The 19,277-nt window shown below is 70.5% G+C and carries 17 protein-coding genes; 12 read left to right on the top strand and 5 right to left on the bottom strand.

Going from position 1 to position 19,277, the window contains the following annotated elements:
- The first annotated feature begins 10 nt into the window (after nt 1-10).
- From I004_RS0109190 to I004_RS37485, 5 genes are all read left to right on the top strand, one after another.
- A complete protein-coding gene (locus I004_RS0109190; RefSeq protein ID WP_037975610.1) occupies nt 11-649 on the top strand; it encodes an AIM24 family protein in 639 nt (212 codons plus the stop codon).
- Nucleotides 649-1,299: an AIM24 family protein gene (locus tag I004_RS0109185; RefSeq protein ID WP_028435231.1), complete on the top strand. Its 651-nt coding sequence runs from the start codon at nt 649-651 to the stop codon at nt 1,297-1,299. The genes I004_RS0109190 and I004_RS0109185 overlap by 1 nt, the downstream gene beginning before the upstream one ends.
- Nucleotides 1,296-2,060: an AIM24 family protein gene (locus I004_RS0109180; protein ID WP_028435230.1), complete on the top strand. Its 765-nt coding sequence runs from the start codon at nt 1,296-1,298 to the stop codon at nt 2,058-2,060. Before I004_RS0109185 ends, I004_RS0109180 begins: the two co-directional genes overlap by 4 nt.
- A gap of 48 nt (nt 2,061-2,108) precedes the next feature.
- A complete protein-coding gene (locus I004_RS0109175; protein WP_028435229.1) occupies nt 2,109-2,594 on the top strand; it encodes a MarR family transcriptional regulator in 486 nt (161 codons plus the stop codon).
- An 87-nt stretch (nt 2,595-2,681) separates the two neighbouring features.
- Nucleotides 2,682-3,116 carry a hypothetical protein gene (locus I004_RS37485; RefSeq protein WP_158677019.1) on the top strand — a complete coding sequence of 145 codons (435 nt, stop codon included), beginning with the start codon at nt 2,682-2,684 and terminating at the stop codon, nt 3,114-3,116.
- Nucleotides 3,117-3,204: 88 nt separating this feature from the next.
- On the opposite strand, the gene I004_RS39420 is transcribed toward I004_RS37485, so the two are convergent.
- From I004_RS39420 to I004_RS0109155, 3 genes are all read right to left on the bottom strand, one after another.
- Entirely contained in the window at nt 3,205-5,898 is a 2,694-nt protein-coding gene (locus I004_RS39420) for an NACHT domain-containing protein (protein WP_158677018.1), read from the bottom strand.
- 152 nt (nt 5,899-6,050) lie between these two features.
- The gene (locus tag I004_RS0109160; protein WP_028435228.1) at nt 6,051-7,457 is read right to left on the bottom strand and encodes an ATP-binding protein; all 1,407 of its coding nucleotides are present in this window, start codon (nt 7,455-7,457) and stop codon (nt 6,051-6,053) included.
- Nucleotides 7,450-8,115 carry a response regulator transcription factor gene (locus I004_RS0109155; RefSeq protein WP_028435227.1) on the bottom strand — a complete coding sequence of 222 codons (666 nt, stop codon included), beginning with the start codon at nt 8,113-8,115 and terminating at the stop codon, nt 7,450-7,452. Before I004_RS0109155 ends, I004_RS0109160 begins: the two co-directional genes overlap by 8 nt.
- Nucleotides 8,116-8,224: 109 nt before the next feature.
- Between I004_RS0109155 and I004_RS0109150 the strand changes: the two genes are divergently transcribed.
- Entirely contained in the window at nt 8,225-8,926 is a 702-nt protein-coding gene (locus tag I004_RS0109150; RefSeq protein ID WP_028435226.1) for a PepSY domain-containing protein, read from the top strand.
- Between the two features lie 103 nt (nt 8,927-9,029).
- Here the strand turns inward: I004_RS0109150 and meaB are convergent, their stop codons facing one another.
- Both meaB and I004_RS0109140 read right to left on the bottom strand, forming a co-directional pair.
- A complete protein-coding gene (gene meaB / locus I004_RS0109145; RefSeq protein ID WP_028435225.1) occupies nt 9,030-9,989 on the bottom strand; it encodes a methylmalonyl Co-A mutase-associated GTPase MeaB in 960 nt (319 codons plus the stop codon).
- 119 nt (nt 9,990-10,108) lie between these two features.
- Nucleotides 10,109-11,299: an acetyl-CoA C-acetyltransferase gene (locus tag I004_RS0109140; RefSeq protein WP_028435224.1), complete on the bottom strand. Its 1,191-nt coding sequence runs from the start codon at nt 11,297-11,299 to the stop codon at nt 10,109-10,111.
- A gap of 242 nt (nt 11,300-11,541) precedes the next feature.
- Here I004_RS0109140 and mce point away from each other — a divergent pair, with 242 nt between their 5' ends.
- From mce to I004_RS0109110, 6 genes are all read left to right on the top strand, one after another.
- Nucleotides 11,542-12,003, top strand: coding sequence for a methylmalonyl-CoA epimerase (gene mce / locus I004_RS0109135; RefSeq protein WP_028435223.1), 462 nt, complete (start codon nt 11,542-11,544; stop codon nt 12,001-12,003).
- 170 nt (nt 12,004-12,173) lie between these two features.
- Nucleotides 12,174-15,527 (top strand): polarized growth protein Scy, encoded by a 3,354-nt coding sequence (gene scy, locus I004_RS0109130; protein WP_028435222.1) that lies wholly within the window; start codon nt 12,174-12,176, stop codon nt 15,525-15,527.
- A 123-nt stretch (nt 15,528-15,650) separates the two neighbouring features.
- On the top strand, nt 15,651-16,610 hold the full coding sequence (locus I004_RS0109125; protein ID WP_028435221.1) for a cellulose-binding protein: 960 nt from the start codon (nt 15,651-15,653) through the stop codon (nt 16,608-16,610).
- Between the two features lie 265 nt (nt 16,611-16,875).
- Nucleotides 16,876-17,841 carry an ATP-binding cassette domain-containing protein gene (locus tag I004_RS33095; RefSeq protein WP_051344876.1) on the top strand — a complete coding sequence of 322 codons (966 nt, stop codon included), beginning with the start codon at nt 16,876-16,878 and terminating at the stop codon, nt 17,839-17,841.
- Nucleotides 17,841-18,611, top strand: a complete 771-nt coding sequence (locus I004_RS0109115; RefSeq protein WP_028435220.1) for an ABC transporter permease — start codon at nt 17,841-17,843, stop codon at nt 18,609-18,611. Before I004_RS33095 ends, I004_RS0109115 begins: the two co-directional genes overlap by 1 nt.
- Before the next feature lie 201 nt (nt 18,612-18,812).
- Nucleotides 18,813-19,202, top strand: a complete 390-nt coding sequence (locus tag I004_RS0109110) for a DUF4440 domain-containing protein (RefSeq protein ID WP_037975603.1) — start codon at nt 18,813-18,815, stop codon at nt 19,200-19,202.
- The last annotated feature ends 75 nt before the right edge of the window (nt 19,203-19,277 follow it).

Genomic DNA, 19,277 nt, shown 5'->3' with positions numbered 1-19,277 from the left:
GTTTTCCTGTGTGCCTCAGTTCCGACTTCACAGTCCGAAAGTGCTCGCCGTCTCGATGACCGGCGACGCCGTGAAAGCGAAGAACGGTTCCATGGTCGCCTACGACGGCGAAATGGCGTTCAAGAAGATGTCAGGCGGCGGCGAGGGCCTCCGCGGAATGGTGACCCGGCGGCTCACCGGCGAGCAGATGACGGTCATGGAGGTGAAGGGGCACGGCACGTGCTACTTCGCGGACCGCGCCAGCGACATCAACCTTGTCCAGCTCAACGGCGAGACCCTGCACGTCGAGGCGAGCAACCTGCTCTGCACCGACGCGGGTCTGCGCACGGGTACCAGCTTCACGGGGCTGCGCGGCGCCTCGCAGGGCAACGGGCTGTTCACGACCACCGTCGAGGGCAGCGGGCAGGCCGCGCTCATGTCCGACGGGCCGGCTGTGGTCCTGAGGGTCGCGCAAGGCATGCCGCTCCAGGTCGACCCGGGCGCCTACATCGCGCACCAGGGCAACCTCCAGCAGCACTTCCAGTCCGGGGTCAACTTCCGCACGTTCATGGGCGAAGGATCGGGCGAGTCGTTCCAGATCAGGTTCGAGGGGGACGGGCTGGTCTACGTCCAGCCCAGCGAGCGCAACACGGTCGGGGGCGAGGTCTGATGCCGTTCCGCGAGATCAACTCCAAGATGGTCGAGGCCCTTGTGCAGCCCGGGCAGCGGATGTTCAGCCAGCGCGGCGCCATGATCGCCTACAAGGGTGACGTCCGCTTCACACCCAACATGCAGGGCGGCCAGGGCGGCGTGATGTCCATGATCGGGCGCCGTGTGGCGAACGAGGCGACGCCGCTGATGACCGTCGATGGCCAGGGCACCGTGATGTTCGGACACGGCGGTCACCACGTCGAGGTGATCGAACTGGACGGCGACACCCTCTGCGTCGAGGCCGACCGCCTGCTCGCCTTCGACGGGACGCTCGAGCAGGGCACGCTCTTCCTCGGCTCCGACGGCGGCGTGATGGGCATGGTGCGCGGACAGGTCACCGGCCAGGGCCTGTTCACCACGACGCTCAAGGGCAGGGGCTCCGTGGCGGTGATGGCGCACGGCGGCATCATCCAGCTGCCGGTCACCCCGGACCGTCCGGTGCACGTCGACCCGCAGGCCTACGTGGCGCACCACGGCGACGTGCGCAACAAGCTGTCCACGGCTCTCGGCTGGCGCGACATGGTGGGCCGCGGCTCGGGCGAGGGATTCCAGCTCGAACTGTCAGGAAACGGCGCCGTGTTCGTTCAGGCCAGTGAGGAGAAGCTGTGACCGCCCCGCAGATCCTGGACGTCACGAACCTGCCGTCCGACGACAACGTGAACGCCTACACCTTCTGCGTGGAGCTCAACGGCCAGTGGTTCCTGCAGAAGGGCAAGATGATCGCCTACTACGGGCAGATCGACTTCAGCGGCGTCGGCCACGGCCATCTCGACGGCCTCGTCGCGAGCAGCTTCCACTCGCCGCTGCACGCGGCCGACTGGGTCGTCGCCGAGGGCCGCGGCAAGATGCTGCTCGCCGACCGTGCCTTCGACGTCAACTCCTACGACCTGGAGGACGGCAACCTCACGGTGCGCTCCGGGAATCTCCTGGCCTTCGAGCCCACGCTGTCGCTCAAGCAGTCGATCGTCCCGGGGTTCCTCACGCTGATCGGGACGGGCAAGTTCGTGGCCGCGTCCAACGGCGCGGTGCACTTCGTCGAGCCGCCGGTGCGGGTCGACCCGCAGGCCCTGGTCGGCTGGGCGGACTGCCCCTCGCCCTGCCACCACTACGACCACGGCTACCTCAAGGGCGTGCTGGGCGGCATCAGGGCCATGACGGGCATGGGCGGCGCCTCCGGCGAGGAGCACCAGTTCGAGTTCGTGGGGGCGGGCACCGTCCTGATCCAGTCCAGCGAGACGCTCATGGCGGAACAGGCGACGGGTGCGGTACCGAACGAGGCGGGCGTACCGGGCGGCGGCCAGCACGGCGGCCAGCAGACTCCGCAGCTCCCGGGCCAGCTCGGAGGCATGCAGCGCAGGTTCGGACTGTGAGTGCAGGACGGGAGCACATCTGTACGGGCGCTATGTAGAGTCTCGGACATGGACACCGACAACGGCCCCAACGGCACCCGTTGGCTCACCGCTGACGAGCAGAGAGCTTGGCGCATCCATCTGGACGTGAACCGCTTGCTCATGTACCAGCTGGAGCGCGACCTCCAGCCGTTCGGCCTGACCATGAACGACTACGAAATCCTCGTGAACCTCTCCGAGTCCGCGGAACACCGGATGCGGATGAGCGACCTGGCAGCCTCCACTCTTCAGTCCAAGAGCCGGCTGTCACACCAGATCACGCGCATGGAGAAGGCGGGTCTGGTCCGCCGTGAGAACTGCGAGTCCGACAAGCGCGGACTCTTCGCCGTACTGACCGAGGACGGCTGGGAGACGATGCGCAGCGTCGCGCCCCATCACGTCGACTCCGTTCGGCGCCACCTCATCGACCGCATGTCGCCGGAGGACCTCGACCACCTGCACGAGACGCTCCTGCCGGTGGCCGAGAAACTCCGCGCCGAACGCGGCCGCTTCTAGGCCGCCACAGGACGCCGTCACCTCCGGGCGCTGCCGCGGAGACGTTCAGTGTGAGCGCGCACCTGGAGATCCCCCACACTTGAGCTCATGACGAGACGTGGACGCTTACTCGCCTGGGCCGGCGCCCTGGTGTTCCTCGGTGCCCTGACAGGGCTGGGCCTGCTCTTCGCGCAGCGAGGTCTGGAAGCAGCCGATCAGTTGGCCAGCGTCCTCGGCGCCTTCGTCGGCGTGACAAGCCTGGCACTGTCGGTGTACGGGACGGCCTCGGCGCGCCGCGACCGGCGGTCATCCGCCTCGCCCATGCCGTCGGCCCGAGTCGGCAAGGTCAGCAACACCGTTGTCGGCACGCGTGTACGCGGGGACCTGACCCAGGCACGGCGTTTCGGTTCCACGCACGGCCGCACGGACACGCACGACCACGGCGGGGACACGGAGAACAGGATCACCGGCGGAACCGTGGGGGGCTCCGTGATCCAGGCACGGGACGTGCACGGGACGGTGCCGGTGGAGGACGACAACTAGAGACCCCAGTGGCCCCGCCCGCTCCCCTGCCGTGGCGTGCCGTACACGGTTCAGGCCACGCGCCGCAGGGGCACCGAGGCACCCCCGGTCAGCGCGGAACAGTGGGCCCGAACCGGGCGAGCGCCTCCTTGAGGTCCGGGGGCAGGGCGTCGTGGAAATGCGTGGGAAGAATCAGATGCCAACCGTCGTGCTCCGGGAACGCACGTGACTGCGGGCCCTGGGCGCCGGACCGCAGTCGCACGTGGAGTCCGTAGTACCGGGTGTCCCTGCCCCGCCGATAGACCTTGCGGACCCCGACCTCATGCACGTCGGACCAGGCGTAGCTGCACCGGTGCCGTCCGATGGCCGAGCCCATGCCGCCCTGGTTCAGCCGGAGTTCGAGTCTGGTGCGGGGCAGCATGAACGCCAGGAGGTTGATGAGCAGGCCGACCGCAGGGAGGAACGCGATCGCCGTCCACGCCTGAAGCTCGCCCCACTGCCCGATGACCATCATCTGCACGATCTTCATGGCGGCGAAGGCGGCGAGCAGGGGCCAGTGAGCCAGAGGCACGCGGCGGCTGCGGCCCTCCATGACGAAGCCCTCGGGGGTGTCCTTCACCGACCAGCCCGGCCACCGGGACACCGGAGGCAGGTCCCGCCATACGTCGGACAGCGACGGTTCGGGGCGGGGTGGTGGCACCTGCGCGGGCCCGACGGCTGCCGTCGTGGCCGACACAGCGGTCGTGGCCGTCGTGGCCGACACAGCGGTCGTGGCCGTCGTGGCCGACACAGCGGTCGTGGCCGTCGTGGCCGTCACGGCCGGAGGCGCACCGGCCAGGTGCTGCTGCAGACGCAGGTTCCGGAAGCGGTACGTCCCGCCGGTGCTCTGCAAGAGGCCGACGCGGTGCGCATCCCCGAGGAACTCCATCAGTGACCAGGGCAGCCTCCCGAAGGCGGCGAGCGAGAACTTTGCCAGAAGCCAGCGCCCCCAGGGTGAGAGCACCACGAGCATCGCTGCCGCCCCGAACCAGGCGGGGACCGCCCATTCCCAGCCGCTGCGTGGGCTGAGGTCGTCCAGCCACAAAGGCATGCCGTTCCCGGCTCCGACCAGGGGAGCCACGACGCACAGGGTCAGCAGCACCGCCACGCGTTCACTGCGCAGGAGGGCGTGAGGGGTGACGGCGTCGACCGTGTCGGAGGGGGCGGCGAAGGCGACCATGAGGATCGCGGGCAGCACGAACCCCAGCCCCGTCAGTGCCAGATAGGCCGGTGGGTTGCTCGAACCGAGGGCGAACAGCGACATGGGGAGACCCAGCGTCACGATGACAGCCGAGGCCCTGAGCGCGCGCCGGAACGAAGTGGCCCTGCCTGCGGAGCGCAGTGCGGCGCCGAGCTTGAGCGGGTTGCAGCGTCGGCGCGGCTCCCCGAGGCGGTCACCGAACCACACCATTGCCGTGAGCCGCACGCCGTTGGCCAGGAGCATCCCGCCCAGGAGCGGAAGTGAATAGCCCCAGACGGCACGGGAGTCGTACAGCCCGTCGTCGGTGACCAGGCCTACGACGGCATCGGCCAGGAAGGAGAGCGAGATGCTCACGGCGAACAGCGCGGGCAGCGCCAGCAGCCGTGGAAGCCAGGCACGGTGCAGTTGCCACCAGGCGATCTCGGTGATCCGCCGCGCCTCCAGGTGCCGGGCGAGGTGAGCGAGCCAGCGCCGGGCCCGTAGCGGATTCCACTGCCCGGGCGCGTGCAGCCGGTCCGGGGAGGCCGGCGGCCGCGTGAACGTCACATCCACGATGCGGTCCAGCAGGTGACTCTCGATCGCGGCCGCCGTGGCGAAGCGGCCGACGTCGACCAGTTCCGCGGGATCGGCCTGCGGATCGTCGTAGACCTTGCGTGCGAGCCACAGCATCAGCGGAGTGGAAAGCGCCTCCGCAACCGGTTCGCGCGGTACTTCCAGCATCTCCTCGAACACCGGCTCCCAGCGGGGCGAGAGCTCAGGCTGAGCGGCCAGCTTCAGATAGTCGACGGCGTCGGCCGCTGCGATCGGCTCGGTCTCGAAGACCGCGGCGCGAGGGAGCACGCGCCCCTCCCTGAACAGCTCGCGATAGGCGTCGCTGCGGCACGTGAGGACGAGCGGCATGTCGTCCGTGAGTTCCGACCGCAGACGGTCGAGAACCCCGCGGCTGCGGTGTGCGGGCAGTTCGTCCAGGCCGTCCAGGACCGGCAGCACCCTGCGCTCGGAGACCAGTCGGGCGGCCGGGTGGCGGCCGTCGACCCCGGGCAGGCCGCGGTGGTCCTCGGTGATACGCCGCGTCAGCCAGGCATCGAAGTGCTCGCGTTCGGTGTCCCACGTCTCGAGGGACAGCACGACCGGCACCAGGTTGCGGTGCTCGGTGGCACGAGGCGAGGAGGAGCGAGGACGCCTCAGCAGTTCGAGAGCGAGCAGCACCGCCTCCGTCGTCTTCCCGGCACCGGGGCCGCCGAGCAGGACCATCCGGCGGTGCGGCAGATCGGCCAGCGCGTCGGCCATGGTGCTCGGCAGGACCTCGTACGAGCTGCCCGGAAGTCCCACGTTCCTCGCGTGGTCGGCGCAGTCCCACTTCAGCGTCCACCGGACGGAGATGCGCTCGGGAGCCGCCATGTCCCAGGCGCTCGCCTCCGCACGCCACTGCCGGAAGAGCGCGCCCCTGAGGCTCTCGGCCGCCAGCTCGACCGGATCTTGTGAGGGCCCGGCCGGTAACTCGACATGGACGTGCAGGTCGAGGACGCCCGCCTGGATCAGGGTCCCCACGGTGCTGTTCACGACCGTGTTGTGTACGTCTCGTACTCCCACAGGCTCCCCCGATGTGTCTGCCACGCGCTGCGCGAGGGGGCAACCCTACGCTTCTCCGGCCACGTCACGCGGGCCTCAACAGGCAGAGCACGCCGGGGAGTTGACGCGGACGCGCACCGCGGTCAGGCCGCGGCCGGCAGCCGCAGGACGAAGCGTGAGCCCTCCGTGACGGTCAGGGTCCCGCCGTGCCGCGTCGCCACGTCGCGGGCGATGGCGAGGCCGAGCCCCGCACCGCCCTCGTCGCGGCTGCGGGCGTCGTCGAGCCGTACGAACCGCTCGAAGATGCGCTCCCGCTCGGCCTCCGGCACGCCCGGGCCGTCGTCGCCGACCTCCAGCTCGACCCATCGGCCGCCCGCGTCCCGGGCCTCCCGTACGGCCACGGAGACCCGCGACGCCGCGTGCCGCTGAGCGTTCTGGAGCAGATTGATCACCACTCGCGCCAGCTGCGCCCGCGAGCCCGTCACTTGACCGTCGGCCATCTCCCCAAGCTCCACCGGGTGCGGACCCCACTCCTGCTGCGCCAGCTCCTCCCGTACGAGCGCGCCCAGCGCGACCGGGGCGTTCCCCGGTCGCTCTCCGGCGTCCAGGCGGGCGAGGAGCAGGAGGTCCGTTGCCAGCTGCTGGAGCCGCACGGTGTCCTGGACGGCTCCGTCCACATCCAGCAGATCGGGGTGCGCGGCGCCCACCTCGAGTTGTGTGCGCAGGGATGCGATGGGGCTGCGCAGCTCGTGCGAAACGTCCGCGACGAACCTTCGCTGCCGCTCCACGGACGCCTCCAGGGCGGCGAGGGTGTCGTTCGTCGTGCGGGCCAGGCGCGCCACCTCGTCCCGTGCGTCCGGTTCGGGCACGCGGCGCGACAGATCGGTGCTGGCCATGATCCCGGCCATCTCGCTGCGGATGCCCTCCACCGGCCGCAGGGCGCGCCGCGTAACGAGCCAGGTGACACCGCCCACGACCACCAGCAGCAGCGGCAGTCCCATGAGCATCGCCTGCGTGACGGAGGAGACCGCTTCCTGCTGATCCTTGAGCGAGGCGCCCGCGTAGACGGTGACGGGGGTTCCGTCGCGGGTCTTCGCCTGCACTCCGACCACGGTGAAGTCCGCCTTGGCCGAACCGTCGTCGTCCGTGGGGAGGGAGAGCGTCCGTTCCTCGCTGTCGCTGTCGACCTCGTCGTCCTCGTCCCGCTCCTCCGGATCCTCGTCGCTCTCGGGCCGGTTGAAGCTCGCGACGGGGCCCATGCCGCGCAGCGTCTCCCCCGCGCCGAGCACCCTTCCGGCGGGGCCGACCACCTGCACCGGCTCGTCCGTGTCGCCGTCGAGCCCGTCGACGTCCTCGCCGACGCTCGACGCGTCCACATCGGAGACCTGCGCAGCCACCTGCCGGGCGGTCGCTTCCGCCTGGAGCCGCGCGTTGCCGGCCAGCCCGTCCCGCAGCACTCCCACCACAGCGATCCCGGCGGCCACGAGCGCGACCGCCACCACGAGGGTCGCGCCCAGCGCGGCGCGCGTACGGACAGGCCACCTACGCACCGGCATCCACCAGCCGGTATCCGGCACCGCGCACCGTGGCGATCCAGCCCGCCCCGAGCTTGCGGCGCAGGGCGCTGACGTAGACCTCGACGATGTTGACGTCGCCCTCGTACGCGAAGTCCCAGACGTGTTCGAGGATGTCCGCCTTGGAGACGACGTCCCCTGCCCTGACCGCCAGATGTTCCAGCACCGCGAACTCCTTCGCCGTCACCTCCACGTCCCGCTCCCCCACGCTCACGCGGCGCGTCCCGGGGTCGACGCAGAGCGCGCCCAGCTGGAGCAGGGTGCGGGCGCCGCGCGTGCGGCGCCGCAGCAGCGCCCTGACCCTGGCGAGCAGCACGACGTACGAGAAGGGCTTGGTCAGATAGTCGTCGGCCCCGGTGTCCAGGCCCTCGGCCTCGTCGTACTCGCCGTCCTTCGCGGTCAGCATGAGCACGGGCGTCTCGTCACCGGCCGCGCGCAGGGCGGCGCAGACGCGGTAGCCGTTCATGCCCGGCAGCATGATGTCCAGGACGATCAGGTCGTACGTGCCCTCGCCGGCCCGGTGCAGGCCTTCCTTGCCGTCGTGCACGACATCGACGGCGAAGCCCTCGGCGCTCAACCCCCGGGCGAGGGAGAGGGCGAGCCGGCGTTCGTCCTCCACGATCAGCAGGCGCATGGCTCCACTCTCCCCCATCGCACCTGAAGTGATCTTCAGGTGGCTTCAGGCTCCCTTCAGCATCCTTCCGCCACGGTGAATCCCACACAGCAACGACTCGGGAGGAACCATGAAGCGCAAGCTCGCCATCGCCACCGTCACCGCCCTGGCGCTGATCGGCGGGGGCTCGGTCGCGGCGTTCGCCAGCGACGACGCCAACCAGCCCGCTGCGTCCTCGGCTTCGTCTGCGTCCTCCGCCTCCGCCGCGTCCCCGGCCGATGCCGACGACCGGGACGACGACCACGACGACGGCAAGGACGACAAGGACGGCAAGGACGACGACAGGAACGAGGGCCGTGCGGCCGGGAACGCCGGAATCACGGCTGCCGAGGCGGCGGCAGCGGCCCTCAAGACCGCCCCGGGCACCGTCACAAGCATCGACCTCGAGGCGGGCAAGCAGGGCCCGGTCTGGGAGGTCGACGTGACCAAGGGCGGCACGTCGCACGAGGTCCGGCTCGACGGGAACACGAAGAAGGTCCTGAGCGACAGGACGGAACAGGAAGAGGACGCGGTCCCCGGCTCGAAGCTCACGGCCGAGGACGTGGCCCGCGAGGCGGCCGAGCACGGCACGGTGACGGCTGTCGAGTTCGACGACGACGCGAAGGCCCCCACCTGGGAGGTGGAGACGACCGACAAGGGCAAGGAGACGGAACTGACCGTCGACGGCCGGTCGGGCAAGGTCACCCAGTCCGCCACGGACCAGGATGACGACGACCGGGACCAGGGCGAGGACCGCGACGACGACGCCGACGATCAGGGCGACGACGACTGACGAGGACCGCAAGGACGCCAACGCAACGCAAGAGGCGCCGGGACCTGAGGTCGCGGCACCTCTTGCGTGTGTGACAGCACGGTGGCCGGGACCGGGTGCGCCGTCAGACCTCCGTCACGCCCGCGACCAGCTCGTCGGCCGCAGCGTACGGATCGAGCGATCCGCCGACGACCTTCTCCGCCAGCGCGCCCAGTCGCTTCCTGCCGCGGAGTTCCCCCATCCGCTCCCTCAGGGCTGTCACCGCGATCGTCTCGATCTCGCGGGCCGCTCGCTTCGTGCGGCGCTCCGTGAGAACCCCGTGCTCCTCCATCCACGCGTGGTGCTTCTCCAGCGCCTCCATGAGCTCGCCGATGCCCTCGCTCCGCGCCGCGACGGTCTTGACGATCGGCGGACGCCAGTCGCCCGGCGAGCGTGCCTCGCCGAGCCCCAGCATGTGATTGAGCTCGCGGACGGTCGCGTCGGCCCCGTCACGGTCGGCCTTGTTGACGACGTACACGTCGCCGATCTCCAGGATTCCGGCCTTCGCGGCCTGGATCCCGTCCCCCATACCCGGGGCGAGCAGGACGACGCTCGTATCGGCCTGCGCGGCGATCTCGACCTCGCTCTGGCCCACGCCGACCGTCTCGACGAGCACCACGTCGCACCCGGCCGCGTCCAGCACCCGGATCGCCTGCGGCGCGGCCCACGCCAGCCCACCGAGGTGGCCGCGGGTCGCCATCGAACGGATGTAGACACCGGGGTCGGAGGCGTGCTCGCCCATCCGCACGCGGTCGCCCAGCAGCGCACCGCCGGAGAAGGGTGAGGACGGGTCGACGGCGAGGATGCCGACCCGCTTGCCCGCGCGCCGGAACGCCGTGACGAGTGCCGACGTCGACGTGGACTTGCCGACGCCGGGCGAACCCGTGAGGCCCACCACGTAGGCGTTGCCGCAGCGCGGCGCGAGCGCCGCCATGACCTCGCGCAGCTGTGGAGAGGCCCCCTCCACGAGGGAGATGAGACGGGCGACGGCCCTCGGCCGGCCCTCTCTCGCCTGATCGACCAGCTCGGAGACGTCCACCGCCATGCTTGCCGCTCTCCCCTGTCCTCTGTGCTCCTCAGACCGCCGGCCCCAGGGCCGACCCCTCTGCCCGCCGGCCCCGGACTCCCGCCGGGGCCGGCTCATCCGGCTCGTACCGGAGGGACCTACCGGCCCGCGTTCCCCGGAACCCGCAGCAGCAGCGCGTCTCCCTGCCCGCCGCCGCCGCAGAGGGCGGCCGCGCCGGTGCCGCCGCCCCTGCGCCGCAGCTCCAGGGCGAGATGCAGGACGATACGCGCACCGGACATCCCGATCGGGTGCCCGAGGGCGATGGCACCGCCGTTGACGTTCACCTTTTCGGGGCTGACGCCGAGATCCTTCGTTGACTGCACGGCGACGGCGGCGAACGCCTCGTTGATCTCGATGAGATCGAGGTCGGCGGCCTTGATGCCCGCACCGTCCTTCGCCAGCGCGTGCTCGATCGCACGGGACGGCTGCGACTGGAGGGAGTTGTCCGGACCGGCGACGTTGCCGTGCGCACCGATCTCCGCGAGCCACTCGACGCCCAGTTCCTCGGCCTTGGCGCGGCTCATCACGACGACCGCCGCGGCGCCGTCGGAGATCTGGGACGCCGAACCAGCCGTGATGGTCCCGTCCTTCGCGAAGGCGGGCTTCAGCTTGCCCAGCGACTCGGCGGTGGTCTCGCCGCGGATGCCCTCGTCCTGGCTGAAGACGACGGGGTCGCCCTTGCGCTGTGGGATCTCCACCGGCGTGATCTCGGCCTCGAACAGGCCGTTCTTCTGCGCCGCGGCGGCCCGCTGGTGGGACCGCGCCGCGATCTCGTCCTGTTCGGGACGTGCGATGCCGAGCCTGGTGTTGTGCTTCTCCGTCGAGGCACCCATCGCGATGTTCTCGAAGGAGTCGGTCAGCCCGTCGTGGGCCATCGCGTCGAGCATCTCGACGGCGCCGTACTTGTAACCCTCGCGGGACTTGGGCAGCAGGTGCGGCGCGTTGGTCATCGACTCCTGTCCGCCCGCGACGACGATGTCGAACTCGCCGGCCCGCACGAGCTGGTCGGCCAGGGCGATCGCGTCGAGCCCGGAGAGGCAGACCTTGTTGACGGTCAGGGCCGGCACGTTCATCGGGATGCCCGCCTTGACGGCCGCCTGCCGTGCCGGGATCTGGCCCGCACCGGCCTGGAGCACCTGCCCCATGATCACGTACTCGACCTGGTCGCCGCCGATACCGGCCCGCTCCAGCGCCGCCTTGATCGCGAAGCCGCCGAGGTCGGCGCCCGAGAAGGACTTCAGCGAGCCGAGCAGCCGCCCCATGGGCGTACGGGCACCGGAGACGATCACCGAGGTGCTGCCGTCCGTACGAGCTGACGTACCAGTCATCAGGTTCAGATCCCTTCCTGAGGGTCCCCCGGGCCGCGGGCTCACGGGGTGGGGTCCACCCGGCCGCGAGGCGCAGGAGGAGGTTAACGAGGGTTAAGGGGACTTCCGCCAATGTACTGAGCGGTACGGTCCCGGGTCACCGGTCGAAGGGTGTGACCGTGCGCACGTTGCGTAACCGGGCACGCAGACGCTGCACTGGGGCAATGCTGACGCGTATCGACCACATCGGGATCGCCTGTTTCGACCTGGACAAGACCACCGAGTTCTACCGTGCCACGTACGGGTTCGAGGTCTTCCACACCGAGGTCAACGAGGAGCAGGGGGTCCGCGAGGCCATGCTCCGGATCAACGGCACGGACGACGGCGGTGCCTCGTACATCCAGCTCCTGGAGCCGGTGCGTGAGGACTCCACCGTCGCGAAGTGGCTGGACAAGAACGGCGAGGGTGTACACCACATCGCCTTCGGCACCGCCGACGTGGACGCCGAGTCGGACGAGATCCGCGGCCGCGGTGTCCGTGTTCTCTACGACGAACCGCGCAGGGGTTCGATGGACTCGCGCATCACGTTCCTGCACCCCAAGGACTGCCACGGAGTCCTCACCGAGTTGGTCACGGCTGCCACCCCGGAGACCTCTGGGAACTCATCAGCAACAACGAGCCACTGACGGCTGCTTCTCGGCCCGGTAGAGTGGCCACTCGGCCGGGGCGGGCCTCTGCACCATCCCGAGGAGGGTCCGGGCTGGGGGTTCCGACCCCGGAGATCTGCCGATGATCTGTCACCCTCGCACGAGGGGCCAGTTCACCACCACGACCAGGGGACGGATGGGACCGCGCAGTGCGGGGCTACGACCGCTACGAGGCTGACGACCACCTCTCGCAATTCGAGGCCGAGATGGAGCGGCTGAAGAAGGAGCGGGAGAAGGCCGTCGACCATGCCGACGACCTCGGCTATCAGGTCGAAGTGCTGCGCGCCAAGCTGCACGAGGCGCGCCGCGCTCTTGCTACGCGCCCGACCAGCTACGACAACCTGTCCCAGCAGGCCGAATCGCTGCTTCGCAACGCCCAGCTCCAGGCCGACCAGATGCGGGCCGACGCCGAGCGCGAGCTGCGCGACGCCCGCATGGAGACGCAGCGGCTGCTCCAGGAGCGGGCCGAGCAGCAGTCGCGGCTGGAGTCGGAGCTGCACGCCGAGGCGGTACGCCGCCGCCAGCAGCTCGACCAGGAGCTGTCCGAGCGCCGCTCCACCGTCGAGTCCCACGTCAACGAGAACGTCGCCTGGGCCGAGCAGCTTCGTGCCCGTACGGAACAGCAGGCGCAGCGCCTCATGGAGGAAACGCGCGCCGAGTCCGAGCGGTCGCTGCAGCAGGCACGCGAAGAGGCCGAACGGCACGCGGACGACACCCGCAGCAGGATGACCTCGGAGGCCGAGAAGGCCCGCGAGGAGGCCGACGCGATCCTGCGCCGGGCCCGGGCCGAGGCGGAGCGGATGCTCAATTCCGCTTCGACGCAGGCCCAGGAGGCCAGCGAGCACGCGGAGCGGCTGCGCACCTCCTCCACCTCCGAGTCCGAGTCCTCCCGCCGCGAGGCCGCCGACCTGGTGCGCCGGGCCGGCGAGCGGATGCAGGAGGCCGAGGCGGCGCTGCGCGAGGCCCGCTCCGACGCCGAGCAGAAGCTGACGAAGGCGTCCGAGGCTGCGGAGAAGCTGCTCGCCGACGCCGAGTCGGACAACGAGCAGCGCCTGCGCACCGCGAAGAACGAGGTGGCCCGCCTGGTCGGCGAGGCCACCAAGGAGTCCGAGGCCATCAAGGCCGAGGCCCAGCAGCTGCGCGACGAGGCGAAGGCCCACGCCGAGCAGATGATCGAGGAGGCCAAGGCCGAGGCCCGCTCCCGGTCCGCCGAGGAGTCCGCGAACCAGCTCGCCGAGGCCGCCCGTACCGCCGAGGACGCACTCGACAAGGCGTCCGAGGAGGCCAAGGCCACGACGCGCAAGGCGTCCGAGGAAGCCGAACGCATCCGCCACGAGGCCCAGGAGGAAGCGGACCGGCTCCGCGCCGAGGCCGAGCGGCTGGTCGACGAGCTCGAGGGCGCCGCCAAGGACGACACCAAGGAGTACCGCGAGCGGACCGTCGAGTTCCAGGAGGAGGCCCGTCGGCTGCGCGGCGAGGCCGAACAGCTGCGCGCGGAGGCGGTCGAGGAGGGCGAGCGGCTGCGCTCGGAGGCGCGTCGCGAGGCCGTCCAGCAGATCGAGGAGGCGGCGAACCACGCCGAGGAACTCCTGATCAAGGCGAAGGCGGACGCCGAGGACACCCGCAGCGAGGCCGGCGCCGAGAGCGAGCGTGTGCGCACCGAGGCCATCGAGCGGGCCACGTCGTTGCGCCGCCAGGCAGAGGAGACCCTGGAGCGCGCCAACGCCGAGGCGGAGGAGCTGCGTTCGACCGCCGAGCAGCAGGCGGGGCAGACGCGCACCGACGCCGACGAGGCCGGCAGGCGCATCCGCGAGGAGGCCGAGCAGGCGGCCAAGGACCGCAAGGCGGAAGCGGCCGCGGAGCTGGAACGGCTGCACACCGAGGCGGAGACGAAGCTCTCGGAGGCCGAGCGCGAGCTCCGCGAGGCGCACACCGAGTCGGAGCGGCTGAGGGACGAGGCGCGCTCCGAGACCGAGCGGCTGCGCGCGGAGACGGCGGAGCGGCTGCGCACCCTCCAGCAGCAGGCGGAGGAAGAAGCCGAGCGGCTGCGCAGCGAGGCGCACTCGGACGCCTCCCAGTCCCGGGCCGAGGGCGAGGCGCTGGCCGTTCAGCTGCGCAGCGACGCCGTGTCGGAGGCCGAGCGCCTGCGCAACGAGGCGCAGGACACCGCCGACCGCATCAGGTCGGAGGCCGCCGCCGCCGCGGAGCGTACGAACACTGAGGCTGCTGAGGCCCTGGAGGCCGCCCGCGAGGAGGCCGACCGGCGGCGGCGCGAGGCCGAGGAGCTGCTCTCCGGCGCCCGCGAGGAGGCACACAGGGAGCGCACGGATGCGCGGCGGCAGAGCGACGAGCTCCTGGCCACCGCCCGGCAGCGGGTCGAGGACGCGCAGAGCGAAGCGGCCCGGCTCGTGGAGGAGGCGGAGCGCCGCGCCGCGGACATGGTCGGCACCGCCGAGGAGACCGCGCAGCAGGTGCGCGACTCGGTCACGGGGCTGCACGAGCAGGCCGAGGAAGAGATCACCCAGCGGCGGGCGGCGGCCGAGAAGGCCGCGGCGGAACTGCGCCGGGAGGCGAAAGAGGAGTCCGAGGCCGCCAAGTCGATGGCGGAGACGACGGTTTCCGAGGCCCTGGACGAGGCGGAGCGTACGCGTGCCGAGTCCGAGCGGGTGCTCGACGAGGCGCGCGAGGAGGCCGCCCGCCGGCGCAACGACGCCGCGGAGCAGGCCGACAGGCTGCTCGCCGAGGCCCGCGAGGAGGCCCGCCGCACCCAGACCTCCGCGGAGGAGCAGGCCGACACCATGGTGGGCGCGGCCCGGCGGGAGTCGGACCGTCTGGTCAGCGAGGCCCGCGAGGACAGCCGTCAGGTCGTGGAGAAGGCCCGCAACGACTCCAACACCATGCTGGAGGAGGCCAGGAGCGACGCCGTCGCGATCAGGGAACGCACGCAGGAGCAGCGGACCCGGGTCGAGCGCGAGATCGAGAAGCTGCACGAGCGGGCCCGCAGGGAGTCCTCCGAGGCGATGCAGGCCGCGGGCGAACGCTGCGACAAGCTCGTGAAGGCCGCGCAGGAACAGCTGCGCGAGGCCGAGGAGAAAGCCGCACGTCTTGTGCGAGAGGCCGACAACGAGGCGAGCAACGTGCGCGTCTCGGCGGTCAAGAAGGCCGAGGGCCTGCTCAAGGACGCCGAGCAGCGCAAGACCGAACTCGTCCGGGAGGCCGAGCAGATGCGCGACGAGGCCAGGACCGAGGCGGAGAGGACCGTCGAGGCCGGGCAGCGTGAGCTGGAGGTGCTGGAGCGCCGCCAGGAGGACATCAACGCTGAGATCTCCCGCGTGCAGGACGTACTGGAAGCACTGGAGTCCTTCGAAACTCCCGGATCCGGCGGTGGCCCGGAAGGCGGGGGTGGCAAGAAGGGCGGCACCGACACGGGATCAACAAATGGCGTGAAGGCGGGAGTTGGCGCAGGTACAACTCGGTCCGCTGGCAAGGAGTCCGGAAGTTAGCCACTCGAACGAGCGCACATTCTCCAGATCAAACCCGCAATGGCTCGATGACACGCCGTCTTGGCCCCTAGGATTCCCCTACAACTCCCCGTCTGATAACCCGTCTGACTCGACAGGAAACCCATGAGCGACACTTCCTCCCCCTTCGGCTTCGAGCTCGTGCGACGTGGCTATGACCGCGGGCAGGTGGACGACCGCATCACGAAGCTCGTCGCCGACCGTGACAGTGCACTGTCCCGTATCACCTCGCTGGAAAAGCGCATCGAGGAGCTTCACCTCGAGACGCAGAACGCCCAGGCCCAGGTAAACGACGCCGAGCCGTCCTACGCGGGGCTCGGCGCGCGGGTCGAGAAGATCCTCCGCCTCGCCGAGGAGGAGGCAAAGGACCTGCGCGACGAGGCCCGTCGCGCCGCCGAGCAGCACCGCGAGCTCGCCGAGGGCGCCGCTCAGCAGGTGCGCAACGACGCGGAGGCGTTCGCCGCCGAGCGCAAGGCCAAGGCCGAGGACGAGGGCGCCAGCATCGTCGAGAAGGCCAAGGGCGAAGCCACCTCGCTGCGCACGGAGGCGGAGAAGGACGCCCAGTCCAAGCGCGAGGAGGCCGACTCCCTCTTCGAGGACACCCGCGCCAAGGCCGCCCAGGCCGCTGCGGACTTCGAGACGAACCTCGCCAAGCGCCGCGAGCAGTCCGAGCGTGATCTCGCCTCCCGCCAGGCGAAGGCGGAGAAGCGCCTCGCCGAGATCGAGCACCGCGCCGAGCAGCTGCGTCTGGAGGCCGAGAAGCTGCGCACGGACGCCGAGCGCCGCGCCCGCCAGACGGTGGAGACCGCTCAGCGCCAGGCCGAGGACATCGTGGCCGACGCCAACGCCAAGGCCGACCGGGTCCGCAGCGAGTCCGAGCGCGAGCTGGCGGCCCTCACCAACCGCCGCGACAGCATCAACGCACAGCTCACCAACGTGCGCGAGATGCTGGCGACCCTCACCGGTGCGGCGGTCGCCGCCGCCGGCCAGGGCGGCGAAGAGGGCGAGGCCGTGGCCGACGAGGAGTCGGCGGCCCGCAGCGTCCCCGCGCAGCAGTCCCGCTGACGGTGCTGACGCACTGACGAGCCCAGTACGCACGGGCCCGGCACATCTCGTGCCGGGCCCGTCGTGCGTGCGGTGGACCCGGGCCGGCGTGCCACGGGGCGGTACTTCCGGCGATCTTTCCTCTCCGTTCCGGTGCTGCGCCGCGGCCCAGGTCGTCCGCAATGTGCGAAAGCACCGGGAACCTGCGGCGCAGCCTTTGCGCACGCATGTGAGTGAGGCCGCGCAGCCCCTGGCATCGGAGGCTTTACGCGCATAGCGTCGGCGCATGATTGAGCTGCGCGGCCTGACCAAGCGGTACGGGGACAAGACAGCCGTCGACCATCTGACGTTCAGCGTGCGTCCCGGCGTGGTCACCGGCTTCCTCGGCCCCAACGGTGCGGGCAAGTCCACGACGATGCGAATGATGCTCGGCCTGGACAGCCCGACCAGCGGTGACGTACACATCGACGGCAAGCGCTACGACCAGCTCCGCGACCCGCTCAACCACATCGGTGCCCTGCTGGAGGCCAAGGCCGTGCACGGCGGGCGCAGCGCCTACAACCACCTGCTGTGCATGGCCCAGGCCAACAACATCCCGAAGAAGCGGATCAGCACGGTGCTGGACCTGGTCGGGCTCAGCGACGTGTCGAAGAAGCGCCCGAAGGGCTTCTCGCTGGGCATGGGGCAGCGACTCGGCATCGCCGCGGCACTGCTCGGCGACCCGAAGATCCTCATGTTCGACGAGCCGGTCAACGGCCTGGACCCCGAGGGCATCCAGTGGATCCGCAACCTCATGAAGCATCTGGCCTCGGAGGGCCGCACGGTCTTCGTCTCGTCCCATCTCATGAGCGAAATGGCGCTGACCGCCGAGCACTTGGTGGTCATCGGACGCGGCAAGTTGCTGGCGGACACGTCGATGGCGGACTTCATCGCCAAGAACTCACGCTCTTTCGTACGCGTGCGCACGCCACAGCCCGAGCGGATGCGGGACGTGCTGGGAAGCGTCGGCGTCATGCCGGTCTTCGAGCAGGACGGCGGCATGCAGGTCGAGGGCATCGAGCCCGCCCGCATCGGTGAGCTCGCAGCCTGGTACCAGGTCGTGCTGCACGAGCTGAGTCCCCAGAAGGCCTCGCTGGAGGAGGCCTTCATGCAGCTGACGGCGGAGTCCGTCGAATACGTGGCACGTGATCAGGCCTCACAGCCCGGACGTCAGCCGGACCGGGGCGTCAAGCCCGTCAGGAGGAAGCGGTAATGCCACACACCACGCGCGTTCTCCGCTCCGAGTGGACCAAGATCCGCTCTGTGCGCTCGACCCTGTGGACGCTGGCCACGGCGCTCGTCGTGACGGTCGGGGTCTCCGCCCTCCTCTGTGCCATCACCGCCTCCCAGTTCGACAAGCTGGGCAAGCAGCAGCAGGCGACCTTCGACGCCACGCAGACGAGCTTCTCGGGCTCCGTCCTCGGTCAGCTCGCGATGATCGCCTTCGGCGTGATGGTCGTCTCCAGCGAGTACAGCACCGGCATGATCCGCAGCTCGCTCGCCGCCGTGCCGCAGCGGACCGTCTTCCTCGCGTCCAAGATCTTCGTCGCCACGATGCTGGTGCTGGTGGTCGGGATGGCCACGAGCTTCCTGGCCTTCTTCGTCGGGCAGGCCCTGCTGGGCGAGAACAGCGTCTCGATCGAGGACGAGGGCGTGCTGCGGGCCGTGCTGGGCGGCGGGGCCTACATGACGCTGATCGCTCTGTTCTCCATGGGTCTGAGTTTCGTACTGCGCAGTCCGATGCTGGCCTTCGCGATCCTGATGCCGTTCTTCTTCCTGATCTCCAACATCCTCGAGGCGGTCAGCGCGACGAAGAAATACGCGCACTATCTGCCGGACCAGGCCGGCAAGACGATCACAGCGGTCGTGCCGGAGTCGCTCAACCGTCCGTACGGGCCCTACGAAGGGCTGGCGATCATGGCGGGCTGGACGTTGGCGGCCCTGATCGCCGGCTGGATCGTCCTCAAGCGCCGCGACGCCTGACACCCGCCGGGCGGGCACGCGCCGGCAAGCACCCGCGTCCGCAGAGCAGTTGCGCACCCCTGGACCGCACCGAAGCCTGCGCCCGGCCCGAGGTCCGTCCCCGGACGGGGGCGGTGCGGGGCCTGCCCGCACCGGCGTGCGACGCGGGCATCGGTGAAGAACTCGCCGTGTACGGGCGAGGGTTGGCCGTAGGGTCTCCGCATGGTGGACGAGAGCGAGCGAGCCGTGAGGTCGGCCGTCGATGGGGAGCTGCGGCTTCTCGTTCCTGAGGTGCGGGCTTCTCCGGCGCTTGTCCTGGAACTTCTGGATCCGGAGTTCGCCGAGATCGGAGCCTCCGGACGCCGGTGGGACGTCGAGTCCGTCCTCACGGTGACGAGTGGCGGCACCGTATCGCCGGAGTCGCCGGTCGAGGTCAGCGAAATGGCCGGGGTGGCGCTCGCTCCCGGCATCGTTCACCTGACGTACCTCGCCGACAACCAGGGGCGCCGGTCGTGGCGGAGCTCCCTGTGGCGCCTGACAGAAGCCGGTTGGCGACTCTACTTCCACCAGGGCACTTCGACCGACGGAACGGTCGATAGCGCCGCCCGTTGAGAGGGCGGTACCTGGGGTCGAGCCCCTGCCGCCGTCACGGTGCCCGGCGGCGCGGGGACCGGGAGCAGGGGACCA

The sequence above is a fragment of the Streptomyces sp. TAA486 genome (assembly GCF_000426165.1).
The sequence above is the reverse complement of the archived record's forward strand: the minus strand, read 5'-3'. Positions and strand labels throughout refer to the sequence as shown.

Coding starts and splice junctions, on each gene's coding strand:
- I004_RS0109110 (WP_037975603.1), top strand. CDS start 18,813: ATGGTGGACGAGAGCGAGCGAGCCGTGAGGTCGGCCGTCGATGGGGAG.
- mce (WP_028435223.1), top strand. CDS start 11,542: ATGCTGACGCGTATCGACCACATCGGGATCGCCTGTTTCGACCTGGAC.
- I004_RS0109185 (WP_028435231.1), top strand. CDS start 649: ATGCCGTTCCGCGAGATCAACTCCAAGATGGTCGAGGCCCTTGTGCAG.
- I004_RS0109175 (WP_028435229.1), top strand. CDS start 2,109: ATGGACACCGACAACGGCCCCAACGGCACCCGTTGGCTCACCGCTGAC.
- I004_RS0109155 (WP_028435227.1), bottom strand. CDS start 8,115: ATGCGCCTGCTGATCGTGGAGGACGAACGCCGGCTCGCCCTCTCCCTC.
- I004_RS33095 (WP_051344876.1), top strand. CDS start 16,876: ATGATTGAGCTGCGCGGCCTGACCAAGCGGTACGGGGACAAGACAGCC.
- I004_RS37485 (WP_158677019.1), top strand. CDS start 2,682: ATGACGAGACGTGGACGCTTACTCGCCTGGGCCGGCGCCCTGGTGTTC.
- I004_RS0109115 (WP_028435220.1), top strand. CDS start 17,841: ATGCCACACACCACGCGCGTTCTCCGCTCCGAGTGGACCAAGATCCGC.
- I004_RS0109125 (WP_028435221.1), top strand. CDS start 15,651: ATGAGCGACACTTCCTCCCCCTTCGGCTTCGAGCTCGTGCGACGTGGC.
- I004_RS0109150 (WP_028435226.1), top strand. CDS start 8,225: ATGAAGCGCAAGCTCGCCATCGCCACCGTCACCGCCCTGGCGCTGATC.
- meaB (WP_028435225.1), bottom strand. CDS start 9,989: ATGGCGGTGGACGTCTCCGAGCTGGTCGATCAGGCGAGAGAGGGCCGG.